This is a genomic window from Vibrio sp. 10N.247.310.98 (genome assembly GCF_041467395.1).
GTDB lineage: Bacteria > Pseudomonadota > Gammaproteobacteria > Enterobacterales > Vibrionaceae > Vibrio > Vibrio crassostreae_C.
Genome location: NZ_JBFSUL010000024.1, coordinates 15,711 through 33,794 on the forward strand (window position 1 = coordinate 15,711; position 18,084 = coordinate 33,794).

12 protein-coding genes are annotated in these 18,084 nt (G+C 43.5%); 4 read left to right on the forward strand and 8 right to left on the reverse strand.

What is annotated here, in order from left to right; all coding sequences use genetic code 11:
* Nucleotides 1-353: 353 nt before the first annotated feature.
* Together AB6E78_RS11590 and AB6E78_RS11595 are read left to right on the forward strand one after the other, a co-directional pair.
* Nucleotides 354-680, forward strand: coding sequence for a hypothetical protein (locus AB6E78_RS11590; RefSeq protein WP_029235426.1), 327 nt, complete (start codon nt 354-356; stop codon nt 678-680).
* Nucleotides 681-727: 47 nt separating this feature from the next.
* Nucleotides 728-3,484: an immune inhibitor A domain-containing protein gene (locus tag AB6E78_RS11595; RefSeq protein ID WP_372133590.1), complete on the forward strand. Its 2,757-nt coding sequence runs from the start codon at nt 728-730 to the stop codon at nt 3,482-3,484.
* Nucleotides 3,485-3,697: 213 nt separating this feature from the next.
* Here AB6E78_RS11595 and AB6E78_RS11600 read toward each other — a convergent pair whose 3' ends face one another.
* Nucleotides 3,698-4,873 carry an MFS transporter gene (locus AB6E78_RS11600; protein WP_017064421.1) on the reverse strand — a complete coding sequence of 392 codons (1,176 nt, stop codon included), beginning with the start codon at nt 4,871-4,873 and terminating at the stop codon, nt 3,698-3,700.
* A 243-nt stretch (nt 4,874-5,116) separates the two neighbouring features.
* Between AB6E78_RS11600 and AB6E78_RS11605 the strand changes: the two genes are divergently transcribed.
* Entirely contained in the window at nt 5,117-6,007 is an 891-nt protein-coding gene (locus AB6E78_RS11605) for a LysR family transcriptional regulator (RefSeq protein WP_017061891.1), read from the forward strand.
* 94 nt (nt 6,008-6,101) lie between these two features.
* Here AB6E78_RS11605 and AB6E78_RS11610 read toward each other — a convergent pair whose 3' ends face one another.
* The 6 genes from AB6E78_RS11610 to AB6E78_RS11635 all read right to left on the reverse strand — a co-directional run bounded on the left by AB6E78_RS11610 (nt 6,102) and on the right by AB6E78_RS11635 (nt 16,110).
* The gene (locus AB6E78_RS11610; protein ID WP_372133630.1) at nt 6,102-10,997 is read right to left on the reverse strand and encodes an ATP-binding protein; all 4,896 of its coding nucleotides are present in this window, start codon (nt 10,995-10,997) and stop codon (nt 6,102-6,104) included.
* A 70-nt stretch (nt 10,998-11,067) separates the two neighbouring features.
* Nucleotides 11,068-12,093, reverse strand: coding sequence for an HD-GYP domain-containing protein (locus AB6E78_RS11615; RefSeq protein ID WP_029235511.1), 1,026 nt, complete (start codon nt 12,091-12,093; stop codon nt 11,068-11,070).
* 310 nt (nt 12,094-12,403) lie between these two features.
* On the reverse strand, nt 12,404-13,168 hold the full coding sequence (locus AB6E78_RS11620) for an ABC transporter ATP-binding protein (protein ID WP_017061894.1): 765 nt from the start codon (nt 13,166-13,168) through the stop codon (nt 12,404-12,406).
* Between the two features lie 12 nt (nt 13,169-13,180).
* Complete coding sequence (locus AB6E78_RS11625; protein WP_136978264.1) at nt 13,181-14,131, reverse strand: iron chelate uptake ABC transporter family permease subunit; 951 nt, start codon at nt 14,129-14,131, stop codon at nt 13,181-13,183.
* Nucleotides 14,124-15,077, reverse strand: a complete 954-nt coding sequence (locus AB6E78_RS11630; protein ID WP_372112978.1) for an ABC transporter permease — start codon at nt 15,075-15,077, stop codon at nt 14,124-14,126. The genes AB6E78_RS11625 and AB6E78_RS11630 overlap by 8 nt, the downstream gene beginning before the upstream one ends.
* Nucleotides 15,078-15,177: 100 nt before the next feature.
* The gene (locus AB6E78_RS11635; RefSeq protein ID WP_372112977.1) at nt 15,178-16,110 is read right to left on the reverse strand and encodes a siderophore ABC transporter substrate-binding protein; all 933 of its coding nucleotides are present in this window, start codon (nt 16,108-16,110) and stop codon (nt 15,178-15,180) included.
* A 928-nt stretch (nt 16,111-17,038) separates the two neighbouring features.
* On the opposite strand from AB6E78_RS11635, the gene AB6E78_RS11640 reads away from it, so the two are divergent.
* Complete coding sequence (locus AB6E78_RS11640; protein WP_004731601.1) at nt 17,039-17,248, forward strand: hypothetical protein; 210 nt, start codon at nt 17,039-17,041, stop codon at nt 17,246-17,248.
* Nucleotides 17,249-17,478: 230 nt separating this feature from the next.
* Here AB6E78_RS11640 and AB6E78_RS11645 read toward each other — a convergent pair whose 3' ends face one another.
* Entirely contained in the window at nt 17,479-18,072 is a 594-nt protein-coding gene (locus AB6E78_RS11645) for a hypothetical protein (RefSeq protein ID WP_017061898.1), read from the reverse strand.
* Nucleotides 18,073-18,084 lie beyond the last annotated feature (12 nt).

An 18,084-nucleotide genomic window follows, 5' to 3' on the forward strand; every position in this document is an offset into this window, starting at 1 on the left:
GTAAAAATAATTTGAGCATGGGTATTTACTAATGACTCAGTTATTACATGCGTATTTTAAAACACCGATAATAAAAAATCATCTTATTAGTTAGAACCCAACGCCTTGTATAAAGCGCCCTCCAGAATAATAACCACGACCTAATCAATGTTATTAAACATCCAAACTATCAACTATTCATTCAACAAAACCCATTAAATAACTGACAATAGAATAAATAACACTCCTTATTTTATATTAACTCTAAATGTTGAAACCGGAACGAATAATTAATTGTAATAATTATCCATTTGATTGGTAAAATTTATAAATATATTTTGTTACATAATCAAAACTAATGGCTTGATATAAGAATGTCACACAAAACAATGGCTTTAATGGGTCTAATTTTTTCCTCACTGTCACAGGCTTCCACTATTGAGAACGACGAACTATTACTGAAGTCATTGATTAAACGAGGTGTTATCTGTTCAGGCTTAACCTATGAGGAAAATCAAGAAGCTTTGCGTATCTATCTCAACGCTAAAAAAGTGAAGAGCACCCCGTTTGATTCAAAAAATAGAAAAGAGACAACCAATACAAAAGAGATAGAAAGTAAAAAACATACAACAAACACACGTCAGTTAAATAAGGCACCACAAGAGTGTATTAGGCCAAACTCGGACAACAGATCTGAATAAGGCAAGTTGATACTGATATCGACATGGAAATACAAAAAGGAAATATAATGAAAATGATGAGAAAAACATTGTTGGCTTCAGCAATGCTTACTCTATTTAGCGTCAGTGGTTATGCAAAAACACCTATTGATTTAGGCGTAGTTAATGAAGACAAACTCATTGAAATGCTAGTTAGACAAGGCTTAGTCGACCAAGATGCAACCGATGCGGCAAAGCGCGATGCGCTTGACCGTTACTTAAAAAATAAGATCAATTCCGGTTTCAAAGGCGATGCTCAATTCGGTAAAAAAGCACTTGAACAACGAGCGAAAATACTCAAAGCCATTGAGAAAGGATCTGGCGTTAAAAAGGCCAGCGTCTTTGCTTTAGAAGTCGGCACTAAACGTACCGACAAAGTGCTCGCTCTGTTGGTCGATTTCCCTGATTTGAACTGGGATGACAACAAGTTGACCGAAGAGCACACGCAGATGCTCTATGAGAGCTACAATCCAGAGCATTATCAAGAGCTGTTGTTCTCAAATTCTGGCTACACAGGGCCCAACGGCGAGAACCTAATCTCGATGCGCCAATATTACCAAAGCGAGTCAGGTGACAGCTACAGCGTTGCAGGTCAAGCGGCAGGTTGGTATCGCGCCTCCAAGCCTGCGTCATTCTATGGTGGCAACTCCCCTACCACCGACAACGACCTAAACGCCCAAGAACTGGTTCGTGAAGCGCTGAATCAACTAGCTCAAGATCCGAGTATCAACCTTGCCGATTACGACATCGAAGATCGTTACGATTACGACGGTGACGGAAATTTCCGCGAACCCGATGGTGTGATTGACCACCTGATGGTGTTTCATGCATCGGTAGGCGAAGAAGCCGGTGGTGGCGTGTTAGGCCCTGATGCGATTTGGTCTCACCGATTCAACCTTGGTCGCACTCATGTACTGGAAGGTACTTCTAGCTCGCTTCCAGATCGATTTGGTGGCCAATACGCGGCGTTCGATTACACCATTCAACCGATTGATGCGGCTGCAGGTGTTTGTGCCCACGAATATGGCCATGATTTAGGCTTACCAGACGAGTATGACACGCAATACACAGGCAAAGGCGAACCGGTTTCTTACTGGTCAATCATGTCTTCGGGCAGTTGGGCTGGTCAAATTGGTGGTACACAACCAACGGCATTCAGCTCTTGGGCAAAACACTTCCTACAGAAATCGATTGGCGGACGTTGGGTTAACGATGATCAGCTCTCGATTGATGACCTAGAAGACAATCCACAAGTGTATACGCTGTTCCAAACAACGGATAACAGTCGTCCTAACATGATCAAAGTGGATCTTCCTGAAAAGCAGATTGAAAGTCTGAAACCCTTTGAGGGCGAGTATTCATTCCACTCTCAAAAAGGCGATGATCTGAAAAACAGTATGACTCGCAAGTTGATGATCCCAGCGGGTGATTCTGCACTGCTGTCTTTCAAAACTTGGTATGAGATTGAAAAAGACTACGACTTTGCGCGCGTGCTAATCAACGGACAAGCCATTGCAGGAAACATTACCTCAATGGACGATCCATACAACACGGACCTCGTTCCTGCTATTGGCGGCGAATCTGGCGGATGGGTCGACGCTGAGTTCGACGTTTCACAATGGGCAGGCCAAGAAGTGGAACTGTCTTTTGAATACATCACCGATGGCGGCTTAGCAATGGAAGGCTTCTATTTAGATAACCTTGCTGTTGTTGTCGATGGTGAAGTGACCTCAATAGACGATGGTGAAAGCAACTCCACCTTCGCCCTTAATGGTTACAAGCTGAGTAATGGATTCCATCAAGCGCAGCACTACTATCTATTGCAATGGCGCAGCCACATGGATGTTGATGAAGGCCTAGCGAACATCAAACGCATGGGACAACTGATGTCATTCGACCCTGGCTTGATCATTTGGTACGTCGACGAATCACTAACCGACAACTGGGTAGGTAAACACCCTGGTGAAGGTTGGTTAGGCGTGGTCGATGCAGACCAAAATGCCATGGTGTGGGCAAACTCTGGTGAAGCGGCTCAAACACGCTACCAAGTTCGAGACGCAGCGTTTTCACTCAAAGATCATACTCCAATGCGTCTTGTAAACAGCGACAACGATGTACTCGAAGATACCAGTTTGGTTGGCAATGCTAGCTTCTCGGATGACCAAGATTACACATCGCCTCAAGCACCAGATTCAGGACGCATCCTGACGGAGTTTGGTTTAGCGGTCGATATTGTGAATCAGAGTGATAACAACGAATACGGTGTGGTTCGCTTATCTAAAGTAAGCCAACACAACATCGTTCCTACTGCGAACTTCGAGCTTAATGTGACTGGTCTGACTGTTTCTGCAAACAACTTCAGCTCAGACCAAGACGGTGAGATCACCCATTACCTGTGGGACTTTGGGAACGGCACAACAAGTAACGAAGTGGCACCAACTTGGTCTTATGAACAGGCCGGTGAATACACGGTGAACTTGACTGTTGTCGACGACAAAGGCGCTACCGCTTCATTTAGCTCCGTAGTGAGTGTTGAATCTCCAAACGCCCTTCCAGAAGCGAGCGCGAAGTACATTCACTTGGGCCGCTGGGTAACCATGTGGTCTACAAGTTCAGACAGCGATGGTCGTATTGTTGATACCGAGTGGACACTTCCAAACGGAAAGGTGAAACGAGGTCGCACATTCACGTCAATCTTCCCTTCATATGGAAAGCACGAGGTGACACTGAAGATAATCGATGACCAAGGTGGGATTACCACTAAGACAATTTTGGTCGACCTGTAAATCATCGCTGGCTCTGTCATGCGTATTTACAACACAAGCTTAAGTACTGTTGTCACAGGATATAAGCCAAGACAGCAGTTTTAAGAAAACGTTATTATTTAAGCCATAAGAAAAAGTCCTACCTTATTGGTAGGGCTTTTTATTGGTCGCAGTTTGAGATACTAGGGTTTTAATCACAGTAACGAAGTTACTGAACCACCATTAGATGATCCATTACACAGGCTGCTTTTGAATACGCGATTTACGAGCACTGAATGCGAACAGCAAGATAACAGCTAACACGAATGGTAATACGTAGATATTGAGGTTCTGCCACCCTGCTGTCGATTCTAGCCAGCCAGAGAGCATCGCTGTAATCGTCACACAGCCAAAGACAATAAATTCATTAAACGCTTGTGCCTTAGCTTTATTCTGCGATTGGTAGGACTGACTAAACAAACCTGTTGCCGCGATAAACATAAAGTTCCAACCGACACCAAGCACAACTAGAGCCGCTCTGAAGTGCCAGATAGATTCGCCATGAATGTTAATCGCGATACAGACGACGAACAGAACCCCGCCTGCCAAGATCATCATTCTTGAGCCAAACTTCTCGATAAGTGAACCAGTAAAGAATGCAGGAACAAACATCCCCAATACGTGCCACTCAATGACGCCCGCTGCTTTGGTAAAGTCAAAGCCACAACCAATCATTGCCAATGGCGTTGCTGTCATCAGGATATTCATCACCGCATAAGCGACCATGGCAGCAAACACTGCGCCAATAAAGTTAGGCGCTTTTACTATCACACTGAGAGGATCGGATTTAGGTGCCTGACTATTAAAAGAGACTTTTGGAAACTGAATTGTTTGTAAGATGAGTAACGCAAGAATGTTCAATCCAATCAAAGAAGCAAAAGCACCAATGTACAAGCCATCTTGCGACCACTGTTGCGACATAATCGCCAAATTTGGTCCTAATACCGCGGCTAAAACGCCACCAGCCATCGAGATAGAGATCGCTCGGTGACGGGCATTTTCATCACACACCTCGATTGCAGCAAAACGATAAAGCGTGCCAAAACCTATGCCTATCCCAAGTAAGAACGTAGCGAAACAAAACAGATAGAAATTTTGCTGAGACAGTGCGTAGGTGGCAAGACTAGCTCCTGTAATGCCAACCACATTACCAATGCTAAATCCTCTCTTTCTCCCTAACTTGCCTGAAATTAAAGATGCTGGAATAGTGGCTGCCATTAGACCCAAAAACTGCAGTGCAACCGGCAAGGTGATCATGCTGACACTGGGTGCAATCTGCTTACCGATCAAACCAATCACAGAGATCAGTAATATGTTACCCGTCATCAACAAGGCCTGACACAGTGAAAGCAGCCAAACATTTCTATTCATCTTCGTTCCTAAATATGAGCACAGTTGGTCAATAGACCAAAAATTCAACAAAGTCGCAACACTTTGTTACTCATAGCAACTCTACAAAGCGACCAATAGACCAATATAAAGTGCTACCACCACATGACTTTGATTAGCGTTACTTAAGACGCTAGAGTTGAAATTATCATTACTTAAGATAATAATAATTTTCTGTTATTTATTGGCTTTGTTATTTATAGGCTTTAGTATTTGAAGGTGAGTATGATTAATCCACTTTGGCTCAATACGTTTAAGACTCTGGTTGAAGTTGGCCATTTCACCCAAACGGCAGAAAAGTTGTATATGACACAACCTGGAGTCAGCCAACACATCAAGAAGCTTGAACAAGCTTGTAATTGTGACCTGCTATCTCGAGAAAACAAGAGCTTCGAACTGACCGAACAGGGTCGGATTATGTATCGCTATGCGATCAAACTAGAGAAAGACCAAGAAGATCTTTTTGAGTCTCTGAGTTTTGATAACCCTTATGCTGGGCAATGTCACTTGTCTTGCTCTGGCTCACTCTCTTTGCGTCTGTATCCCAAGCTTCTTGAACTTCAACAGCAACACCAAGAGCTCAGCATTAACTTAGAAGCCGCTCCAAACAAAAAGATATTGAATGACCTAAGCGAAGGCACTACCGATATCGGCATTGTTAGGCATTCCCCGAACGACAGCTACTACCAAAGCCAAGTCATCGGCAAAGAAGCACTGTGTCTTATTGTTCACCACAGCCTTGCTGATTTAGAGATAACGCCGCAAGTATTGAATGACATTGGCCTGATTGCCCACCCAGATTCTGCACATTATCTGTCTTTGTATTTCGACCTTTGCGGAGATAAAGACTTAGCGAACATCAACGTTAATGAGATACCAAGATCTGGCTACATCAATCAGCTTCACCAGATCTTGCTACCCGTATCAAAAGGATTAGGTTTTACCGTGTTACCGGCTGGCGCGGTTGAACACTTCCCAGATAGAGACAAGCTACACGTTGTGCCGCCAAAGGTAGAAGTAGAGGAAACGCTGTATCTGGTTCAAAAACGAAACCGAAAACTGCCGCACCGATACGATACGGTTGTTGAGCTAATCAAACAGAACGTGAGTCGTTAGTTCGGTATAGATAGATTTAAAGCCTTTAGCTAGCTAGTTATTTCGCTATAAGAGCTAAAGGCTTTAATGTTGAAGTGATATTTATAAAAGACAACTACTCAGAAGCGCCAAACCCCTCTTTTGCTCGTTCAAAGTCATAATTATCTAACGCACTTCGAACATCTTTGAGAACAACAGAATGTGGATACTGTGCCAATAACTCAGTCACATATTGAGTTGCATCGTTATCATAAGCATCCAGCAGTGATAGCAACTGAGCATGCTGTTCTGACGTGATGCTCGGTGAATCAGAGGTATCAGCAAGACTCGCATCGGCTTCTTCAGTACTTGTCGTATTGAATCCCCCAACACCAGACACATCAAAGCTGATCTCAACTGCTTTAATCAGTTCGATTAACCCAAGTTCGCCTTGCTTAAGATCTGCTTCATCACACGCCTTGTTATGCGCTTTGCTTTCTAAATCACTGAGTAACTCTGCCAATCGCAATCCACCAATCGAAGCTGCCATGCTTTTTAAGGTATGTAGATTACGCTCTAACGTCTCCCAGTCGCCTTGTACTAAGTTATCAAAAGCATCCGACATAATGTCTGGCGATCCTTGGCAGAACCTATCAAGCATTTTGGCTTGCAGCTTCACATCATGATAAGTCAGTTGCTCAAACCTCGACTGAGAGAAAACAGGCGGCTCAATTTGGGGATCGGAGTGCAATTCCGCACTCTCACCAGAATCACCTGTCTGGATCGCATCTGAAGAGGTGTCTGATGGCGCTCGACCTTCAACTAAGACCTCAGGAACAATGTATCGAGTAATCAAAGACATCGCTTTATCAATAACAATAGGCTTATCCAAGAAGTCCGTGATGCCCGACGCCCTCGCTCGTTGTTTCGCATCAGCAAAAACATTGGCTGACATTGCAATAATCGGTACATCTATATCGAATTCACGAATCAAACGGGTAGCTTCAAAGCCGTCCATAATCGGCATTTGAAGATCCATGAAGATTATTTCGTAGTCGTTGTTTTTAGCTAACTCCAGCGCTTCCTTTCCGTTTTCAGCAAGATCGGCATTTAATTTAGAGCGACTGAAAAATGCTAAGGCGAGATCTTGGTTCAGCTCATTGTCTTCAACCAATAGCACTCTTTGCCCTTTGAACTCTATCTGATAATCCAGTTGCAACTCTTGAGCTTTGAAGTCGGCTAACGCATCCGAGCTTGAGCGTGGCAATGTCAGTACAAAGGAGAACTCACTGCCTTGCCCGTAAACACTCTCTACCGTAATTTGACTGCCCATCGCATGAACTAATTTCTGGCTAATGTTGAGCCCAAGCCCTGTACCGCCAAACCGACGTGTCGTTGTGGTATCCGCTTGGCTAAAGGCTTCAAACAGCTTGTGACGGTTCTCATCCGAAATGCCTATCCCGGTATCCATCACACTCACTCTCATGGTTAGGCTGCTGTCGTTCGAGTCAACATGCTCCACCGTTAACGCTACGCTGCCTTTTTCCGTAAACTTAATCGCGTTGCCCACAAGGTTGAGTATGACTTGGAACAACCTCAAGGGATCGCCTTGCAGTGGCGTGTCTAACTCTGGGTCGATGACCATCGACAAATTGAGTTGTTTCTCAGCTGCTTTCGACTCCATTAGTTCAATCACATCTTTAAAGGTCGTTACGGGATCAAACGGGACGTTATCAATAACAAGTTGTCCAGCTTCTATCTTTGAGAAATCAAGGATGTCATTGATGATACCGAGTAACGAATGGCCAGAACGGTGCACTTTCTCAATGTAATTTCGAGCGACAGGATTAGATATTTCGCCAATCGCCAGATAAGACAAGCCAATAATGGCGTTCATTGGGGTTCTTATCTCATGGCTCATATTGGCTAAGAATTCCGATTTAGCTTGGCTCGCCAAATCGGCTCTCTGTTTCTCTTCTTCCAATTGTTCGTTAAGGCGCTTCATTTCTGAAATATCGAATGCCCAAAATAGTGTGGCGACTTCACCATCAATCTCAAAAAGATAGTAACTGACCAAAGCAACAAATCGGGTTCCATCAGACTTTCTGAGTACTAACTCCCTATTTTCAACTTTACCGTTAAGGTCGAGCTCTTCATGCACGCCATCACGAACGCTCAGCGAGTCATGGATAGCGGCAACGTCGATAGAAGACAACGCCTGATCTTCCACGCCAAACAAACGTTTTGCCGTATCGTTCGCGTAACGAACCTCTTCTTCAAATACCACGCTGGCTGCAATTGGAGAGCTATTTAGCATGTTGTAGAGTTGGTTCTGCGCCTTTTCCAGAGCTTCGGTTGCTTCCTTAGCAATACTGATCTGCTTCGCTAATTTACGATTCCAGAAAATAATAAGAAGAAGGATCACCAGAGAGAACACCGAAATGGTGTAAACCAATTGATAATTAACTCTTTCTATCGCTTTTGGCGCCGCCCACTTCGCCGATATCTTTTGATGTTCTTCAGCAGAAATACTCTCAATCGCCTTATTCACAATCGAATAAAGCAAAGGCTCAGATTTGATGACATGTAAGGTGGGTGAAAGGAAAAAATCAAGTCGTCCGACAATTCCAATCTCTCGATGACCAAATGAATCAATGAGGTAATTGAGGACATCAACAGTGTCGACCATGCCGTCTAAGGTTTTATCATCCAATCGGTTGAGCCCATCGGCCGTGGATTCTACCTCTACCCACTCAACGTTCGGGTACTTATCTAAAATCGCGTTAGTATTTGCCGCATTCTTCAATATACCGATTTTCCAACCATCAGCTTCTTCAAGTACCAAGCTACTAACGTCTCTTCTCGATGCAATGGCCAAACGACTTGAAAACAAGCTTTTAGCTGCTTTGACGTTATCTCCTAACGAACGATTCTCTTGAGCTGCTGAGACCAGTTCCACTTCATGATGATCAACCAAGCTTCGGGTCTCAGACCAATTCGCCACGTCAACATGCTGAATACTTAGCCCTGTTTTTTGTTCAATCAGCGTTAGATAATCATCAATCATCCCGATGTATTCACCGGTATTGGATACGGCTTCATAAGGTAACGAATTCGGATCGATACCTATACGTACATCCGGATTATCTTTAATCCACGCCCTCTCTTTTTGGCTTAGATTTAGGATCTCTCCAGTCAAGTTACTCGCTTGATAAACATCCGCAATATAGCGTTTCGCCGCATCTCCGAATGAACTAAATTGTTCGACAGATGGAAAATAAACATAGTTCCGCTCTAACGAATTAACATCAAAGTAGAAAGTCATCGAACCAGAGTTGATACTCCCTCCCTTGGTCCTATAATTCGCCACCTTGGTGACTGATGAAAAGTGAGAGGTATTTTTCTTCTCTCCATATTGATCAACTAGGTTGCCTATGTACCAAGATTTGATCGGGCGACTATTGTTATCCGCTTGTGCGGTGATCACCTGAAAAGAACTGTCCGTGTCGAAAATTTCAAACACTTCCGTCAACTCTTCAAAGCGGTCGTTGACGATAAAATACGCAGATATTTGCGCGATAATATTCGCTTTTTTAAGGACTAGGCTTAAATCACTCTGAACCTGCATCTCGATAATTTGGTTTAAGCCGTCATCCTCCTGTTTAAGCCTTTTAATTGCGGCATTGAAGCTATCTCTGATTTCTTCACTCTTAAAGTCCACATAGATCGGATACTCAACTTTATACTCGTCATGTAGCGTTAGCTCTGCCATTTCAATAAAACGAGTATTGGTGATAAACCACTCTAGCACTCTTCGTTCAACCATTAGCAGGTCAACATTTTGAGCCCTCAACTGCGAGAATGCTGATTCAAGATCTTCGTAATCTTCAACACGATCAATGTCTAACTTACTCTTCAGAACTTCAACAGAGTTTTTAATTGTGGATGTTTCGTCGAACAATAACGCCCCTAATGATAGGTCTTTTGGGGATTGAAGTTGGAGTTTGCGGCGAGTTAGTGAAACAGGAACAAACTCAACATTAAAAACGTTATCACTTAAAAAGTGCGCATTAGGATCATCAAACTGAACACCAGAAAAAAAGGCTATAGAATTATTGTTATCGATGGCTTTTTTAGCGGCGCTAGGTGGAAGTGTGACAACGTCACCTAGTTTATATCCCATGTCATTCAGTGCACGCTGAAGAATGTCGTACTGTAGCCCGACTGCGGTGCTGTCTGGGTAAATATACGGAGGGTTACCAAAGCCAAACACGCCTTTTAGCGGCACTCGATAGGGGGAACTGTCTAGCCACTTCGATAAAATCTGGTTCTTGTTATCAACGTCGAAGGTTTCAATCTGTTTGTTGATTAGCGTCAGCAGTTCTGGTTCATCGGTTCGAATCACCATTGATGCTTCAAACCTTTTCCAATGCTCCAGAACATAATTTACCGCTAAATCATGAACGCCAATCTTTTTCGCAAGATCCATAGTGGTGATAGGTTCACCGACCATGCCTTCGACATCCCCGGCCCCTAACGCACGTACTGCATCAATAACGTTATCAAAATTCACTCGCTCAATAGAACTCAATTTGACACCGGCTCGCTCCAAGTCGATATTTTCATTAACCATCGCGATGCGGCGCTTTTGAGTTTGGTCGATGTTGGTATCTATTTTGTTGTCGATGGGAACAATCACTGCGACCTGATAAGGAATATAAGGATCACTCGCAAGAAAACGGCCACCTTCACTTGGGTCGAACTGTTGGAATGGGAATACATCGCCTCGCCCGTCGACTAACGCGGCTTTAGCCTCGACACGCGAGTTAACTGTGACAAACCGAACATGAACACCAAAACGCTGTTCAAGATCCAGTGTCCAATCTTTGATGATCCCAGAAACTTGCCCATCATCATCGATGAATGAGTAAGGATAATGGTTGGCCAAGACAACAAAAGTTACCGTTGGTTGGTTTCCCAACCACTGATTTAACTCAGTATCTGTTACCTCAGCAGCATTCGTAGATCGCATTAGCAGTGGCCACACCAAAAGTGTAATGGCCAGAAAAACAACCAAACGATTTAGCGACAACATCAAGCCATCACTCATCTCTAAATTTCTCTTTAATTGCTAGAATCTCAGGTAACTTCAGAAAAAACACATCAACGATAGTTGGATCAAAATGTTTGCCTTTCTGTTCTTCAAACAAGTTCAGCGCCTCATCAATACTCCAAGCTTTTTTATAAGGGCGCTCTGCGGTCAGGGCATCAAACACATCAGCAACAGCCGCAATTCTTCCAACCAATGGGATACCTTCACCAGCTATCTGGTTTGGATAACCACTGCCATCCCATTTTTCGTGATGATATTGCGCCACCTGAATAGCCATACGCATCAGTTTGGAATCACTCTGCCTACCAAGTATATCAACACCATATTCGACATGCTTTTGCATAATTGTCCACTCGTCGGCGTCCAATTTACCCGGCTTGAGTAATACGCTATCAGGAATACCGATCTTGCCAATATCATGCATTGGTGCTGCATCACGCAACGTCTCGGCATCTTCGTCAGTCATTCCCAGGGCTTTAGCTAGCACTTCACAGTAGTGACTCATACGCTTAACGTGCATGCCTGTTTCATTGTCTTTAAATTCAGCAGCTCTACCCAGTATGTTCAGTGTTTCTAGCTTACCGAGATTGATCTCTTGAGTTTTCTCTTTTACCTGACTAAACAACGCGCGTTGTTGGTCATAAAGTGCGATATGCGTTTTCACACGCTGGAGTGCAATTGCAGGGGTTATCGGCTTGGTTAGGTAATCGACAGCCCCCAAGGAGAGCCCTTTTACTTCGGCTTCTGGACCAATTGTGGCGGTCACGAAAATGATAGGAATGTGAGCCGTATTCGGCTGAGCTTTAAGTTGGCGGCACACCTCGTAACCATCGATGTCAGGCATCATGATATCAAGGAGGATAAGGTCTGGCTGCGGCACCATCTTCGCAATTTTGATACCAATTGTGCCGTTAATCGCTACTTTCACTTGATAAGTATCTTTGAGTATTGCCGTTAACACATCCAAGTTACTTGGGGTGTCATCCACGACTAACACTATAGGTTTCCGACTCATTGATACCTCGTATACAAATCAAACAGTTATAACCCTAGTGTAGAACGGTTTCCAGAGGTTAAGTAGAAAAAAAAACAATTGATTTTCAAAAATGAAGAGTAGATCTGTGAGTGACTTCAAACTGGCGTTATTAGAAGTACGACCAGTCAATATTACGTCAGTTAAGTTATTATTATACAAGGGGAATCACCTTTGCATTGCAACATTTCACTAACAACACAGATACTATCCGAAAACAAAAAGAGCTCCTCATATGGGAGCTCTTTTCGTTCAACGGCTAGAAAGCAAAACAACCGAGTTATTCAGTAATCTAACGACCAGAATAATACATACAGATTCGAACACCATCGAACTCACGAATCTCAAATGGGATCTCGTAGATAGACTCCATCACTGATTTTTCAACCACTTCCGAAACCTTACCCGACTTAACCACTTTGCCTTTCTTCATCGCAACAATGTTATCTGAGTAACAAGAAGCGAAGTTGATGTCATGAATCACGATAACGACCGCTTTATTGAACTCATGCGCTAAACGACGCAACGTCTGCATAATTTCGACCGAGTGTTTAATATCAAGATTGTTCAGAGGCTCATCTAAGAACACATAATCCGTATCTTGCGCCACAACCATCGCGATAAACGCCATTTGACGCTGACCGCCACTCAACTCATCAAGGTATTTGTTTTGGATGTCAGTAATGCCAAGGTGTTCTAGTGCTGTATCGACGATCTTATGATCTTCGTCTTTCAAGCGACCTTGAGAGTGTGGGAAACGACCAAAACACACCAATTCGCGAATCGTAAATCGCATGTTGATGTTGTTCGACTGCCTTAACACAGCAAGGTGCTTCGCTAGCTCTTTGGTATCCCACTCAGCCAGTAACTTATCGCCAATGACCACTTCACCCGCGTCGCTGTCTGTTAAGCGGCTCGCCATTGAAAGCAGTGTACTTTTACCCGCACCATTTGGGCCAATGATAGAAGTCACTTCGCCTTTCGGGAACATAGCACTGGCATCATCAACCACGAGTGACTTGCCATACTTCTTACTTAAACCTGTTAATTTAATCACTACTTACTACCTTTACTGAATTCTGGTGCGTAACAACAAGAACATAAAATACAAACCGCCGACCAAGTTAATAATCACACTCACAGTGGTTTCAAACGCCATCACTTTTTCGATAAACCATTGGCCAGAAACCAATAGCACGATCGCTAGTAAGCTGCTTGCGATGATAAGCACACGATGCTGATAAGATCGGAATATCTGGCGAGCTAAGCTTACGGTGATCAAGCCAAAGAACAGCACAGGGCCAACCAGAGCCGTAGACACCGCGACCATCACTGACACAATCACCAAGGTAATCTGAGTCAATCGCTTGGTGTTCACACCCAGGCTTGTCGCGTTATCAACACCAAGCCAAAGTACATCAAGCTTAGGCGCCAACAACCAAAGGCCAAGCAAGCTCAAACCCAAAGGAATAAGGCTGAGGTAAACCAACTCGCCTTTCACGTTATTGAAACTTGCGAACATCACATTCTGCAGCACCGCGAACTCGTTCGGGTCAATCAACATCGCCAAGAAGTTAGACAAACTCGAGAATACGCTGCCACATACGATGCCTATCAACAGCAGTGTGAATACGTTGTTTCGCTTGCTCTTAAAGTAGAAATGGAACAGAGCAAACGAGAACAAGATCATCACAGTCACAGACATCGAAAAGTTTGCGATCGAGTCAATCACCCAGAAGCTAGCACTGCCAAACACAAACAGAAGTACCGTTTGTACCAGCATATACAAGCTGTCAAAGCCCAAGATGGAGGGGGTTAGAATTCGGTTATTAGTAATGGTTTGGAAAACCAATGACGACGCCGAGATCGCTACCGCCGCCAACACAATCGACAGCAATTTTGGTAGGCGCAGAGACAAGAAGAACTCGTAGTTATCCCACGTCAGCCCCTGCCCGATGAATAGCGCTGTCATACCCAAAGACGCGATAGCCAGAATCGCAATTTTTACTGAATCACGCATTCGACTTGTCTCTCATGATTAGGTAAATAAAAATCATGCCACCAAAGATGCTGATTACCATCGAGATTGGAATCTCATAAGGGAAGATGACGATTCGAGCTAGCAGGTCACAAGCCAACACCAAGATCACCCCCCAGTAGGCAGTCCAAGGCAGAATCTTCTTCATGTTATCGCCCATCATCAGCGACACGATATTCGGCACGATAAGGCCAAGGAATGGGATAACACCAACGATCATCACCACAGAGGAGGCACTGATAGCCACTAACGCAACACCAATGAAGACGATCTTCTGATAATTCAAACCGATGTTTTTCGCGAAGCTCTCACCGATGCTCGCCGCACTGAACTGTCTCGCGAAATAGTAAGCCAATACACAAGCAGGCACCGCGAGATAAAGGATTTCATAGCTGCCCTGCAACACGCTCGCAAAGTTCGCCATAGTCCATGCCGACATGGTTTGTACTAAGTCGTACTTATAAGCAATAAAGGTTGTTAGAGACGAAACAACGTTGCCATACATAATGCCAATCAAAGGCACCAATACCGCGTTCTTAAACTTGAGGTGTTGTAGGAAGCGAACCAATAGCATGGTGCCAAACACTGCAAACGCGAAGATAAAGCCTAAGTAGCTCCATTGCGCAGCATTGCCTAGCACTAGAATGCCGACAATGTAACCCAACATCGCACAGTCAATGGTGCCCATCGTCGAAGGCGCGGCAAACTTGTTCTGTACGATTTGCTGCATGATCAAGCCAGAAACACTCAATCCCGCTCCGGCAAGCACGATCGCGAGTAGTCGAGGGATCCGACTAACAATATAAATAGAGTTGGCGTGTTGGTTGCCATTGAAAAAGTCACTAAAACTGATTTCAGCGACTCCAATCATCAATGACGCAACGCATAACACAACAAGAAATACAGCAGCTGCAATGGGTTTCAACATAGGAATAATACTAAAGATAAGTCTCGGGTAGCCCGTATAAAAAAGTGAAAAAGGGCTTATAAGAACACTCTTATAAGCCCGAAAATCTGATGGTTAGTAACTATTGAATCGTACGTTCAATGTCACTAAGCATTCTATGAATCGCTGTCACACCGCCACCAGCCAAATACCAAGCACTTGAATCAAGGTAAACGATATTGCCGTGCTGCGCTGCAGGTGTTGCCGCAACCAGTGGGTTATCAAACAGTTGTTGTGCGCGTCCTTCTGATTTACCAATCGCTTTTTCGCGGTCAAGCACGTAAAGCACTTCAGGTTTTGCATCAGCTATGTATTCAAAAGAGATTAGGTTGCCGTGTGTTCCTTTAATCGGAGCCACGGTTGCACTCTTTGATTCCACGAAACCAAAGTCATCAAAGATGATTGAGAAACGGCTGCCTTTGTTGAACATCGCAATGTTGTTACCGTTGTTCATTAGCATCATTGCTGAAGTTTCGTCAGACGCTACTTTGTCGTTTACCGCTGTGATAGAAGCTTGAGTCTCTTTAATGATCGCTTCGACTTCAGCTTGCTTACCAAAGATGTCGCCTAGCACACGCCAGTTTTGCTGAGCATCAGCCCAGTACTTGTCGCCTTCAATAGAAAACATGACAGTAGGAGCAATTTGTGCCAGTTTGTCGTAAACCTTAAGCATGCGGTTTTCCGCGATGATGATGTCAGGCTTCAACATGTAGATAGCTTCAAAATCAGGTTCGCTTAAAGAGCCTGTATTTACCGTCGTATCTTTGTACGAAGCTAGGTAATCAGGCAGCAAGCTATGAGGCGCGCCAACTGGCTGTACACCAATTTTATCGAGCACGTCTAAGCTACCGTGGCCTAGAACCACCACTCGCTGTGGTACTTCAGTAAACTGCGTTGTGCCTTTCACATGCTCAATGGTGACGGTTTCCGCATGCGCGGTCATCATGAATGATGATGCTAGAACGATGGCAAGCCCGCTCAATAACTGGCGAACTGAATTGATTGTTTTCTTCATGTTTCTTCCTTTGCCATTGATACAAACCACCACTCATGACAATGAAAGTCACATTACTCATAGACGAGCATGGGGCGTACACAACTGCTAAATAACGATAATTTAAAGTCTGTCATTGGATTGACAACAAACTTGTAACGCAAGTGAGAACTATTATCAATTATATTTGCACTAAATTGGCGATACAACAACTTTATTATTCAGAAACGTAAAAGTGAGTATTCATATTTTGCGTAGTCAGGAGAGGTATTAGGAATCAGAAATATCAAAAAGACGCGAAGAGGAAAATACTCATCAACCTGAAGAAAAAAACAGATGGGGAAAGCACCCAAAAACCCTGTAATTACAACGCTGAACCCCAAAATCATGGATTGTAATTTACAATGTAAAGATCATATACAACAGAGACTTAATCATCACCAAATTAGCTGATCAATTAAACCCACTAATGACAACGAATACGAACAGCTGAAAAGCCAAGACTCAGTCAGATATCATGGTCAAATCCCTGACCTTCGCTCATTTAACCTTCAGTAACCGATGGTAAATCACCCAAAAATATTTTTGAATTTAATTCAAAATAGGGTTGTAATTTTGAAAACTAGGCGTATAGTTCGCCACCTGGCTCTAATCTATAGAGCTGTTAATGCTAAAGTAAGTCCAAGTTCCACATAGACAGTTCTCGATTCCCTCGTTACACCATCTCTGCGTCAGCTTTCACCCAGATAGTCATTCAATAGCTTTTAAATTCGATCCTACTACCGATCTATCGTCATTTGCTCTTTTGTCAGCGAAGTCAGAATAGATCGAGCACTTAAATACAAATGTAATAAACACAAGGCACAGTTATGTCACGCAGAACAACACGACAAACCCATTGGTACCAACTATCACGCGAAAAAACAGTCAATAAACTAAAAGGTAATAAATGCTCAAGATTAAAATAGATTTACACAAAGAAGAGATTTCATGGGTCACCGAGATTCGACAGCTCAATAGCGATATACTCCACCGCCACATATTGCCCAAGCTACAACATCACAGCTATCTCATCGACTTTGAATTTAATGAACGAGAAAGCATCGGAACTATCGTTTCAGGCAACGGAAACACCCTAGGACATTTCACACTCCTATAGCATTTCCCAAAGGCTACAAAAGAAACACCATCTAGTCCCAAAGATGTAAAAGATGTCACCCTCAATTCGCTCTAGCAGAACAAAATAGAGTAGAAGTAAAACAGATCTGAAACCTAGCCCTTTTTGCATTTCACACGCGGCTAACGCTAGCTAGGTTATCGTACTTCTATTGAAACCAACTTATATCAAACTCTAAATCACCATTGAGTCATTATCAGTGCATTCATGGACTAATAAGTTAACGGCATCGACCTTAACTTCTGATCAAGAGTATATAAGTGTTCTGCAGCTTGCATGTGTTGAGGGTAATCACTGAACTTCTCACGATTCTCCTCATTCATCTTACATGTCTCATCCACCAGCATTAACTTCCAATACAGCTTCGTTGTATGCAACATCGCCAGTAACGGTTTGAACACCTCTTTCTCATAAGCTTGAATCAACTCTTCAATCAACTCGTCACGTTCGTCTTCGCTTGCGATTGAACCCTCGGTTGCCGACAACACTTTTTGATACTTCAGGTTTTGTTGCAGCTTATCCATGACCGTTTGGTTTTCTTCCGCTAAGTCAACAAGCTTCGACTTAATGATGTTTACCCAATTCGCTTGGCTCAGTACTGTGTCATCAACGCTGGTAAAGTCTTCTCGTATTTGTCGTTCAACATCTTTTTGAGCTTTCTTTAAAACCGCACGCACCTTTTGGAAAGGCAGCTGATACTCCTTACTTAGCTCGATAATCAGTTTATGAAAGCCACCATTTGGAAGGTGTAAGTTTTCTTTAAACGTCGCCATTGCAGCTTCTTGCTGTTCGGTAAGGTGAGTCATTCTGTTTCCTAT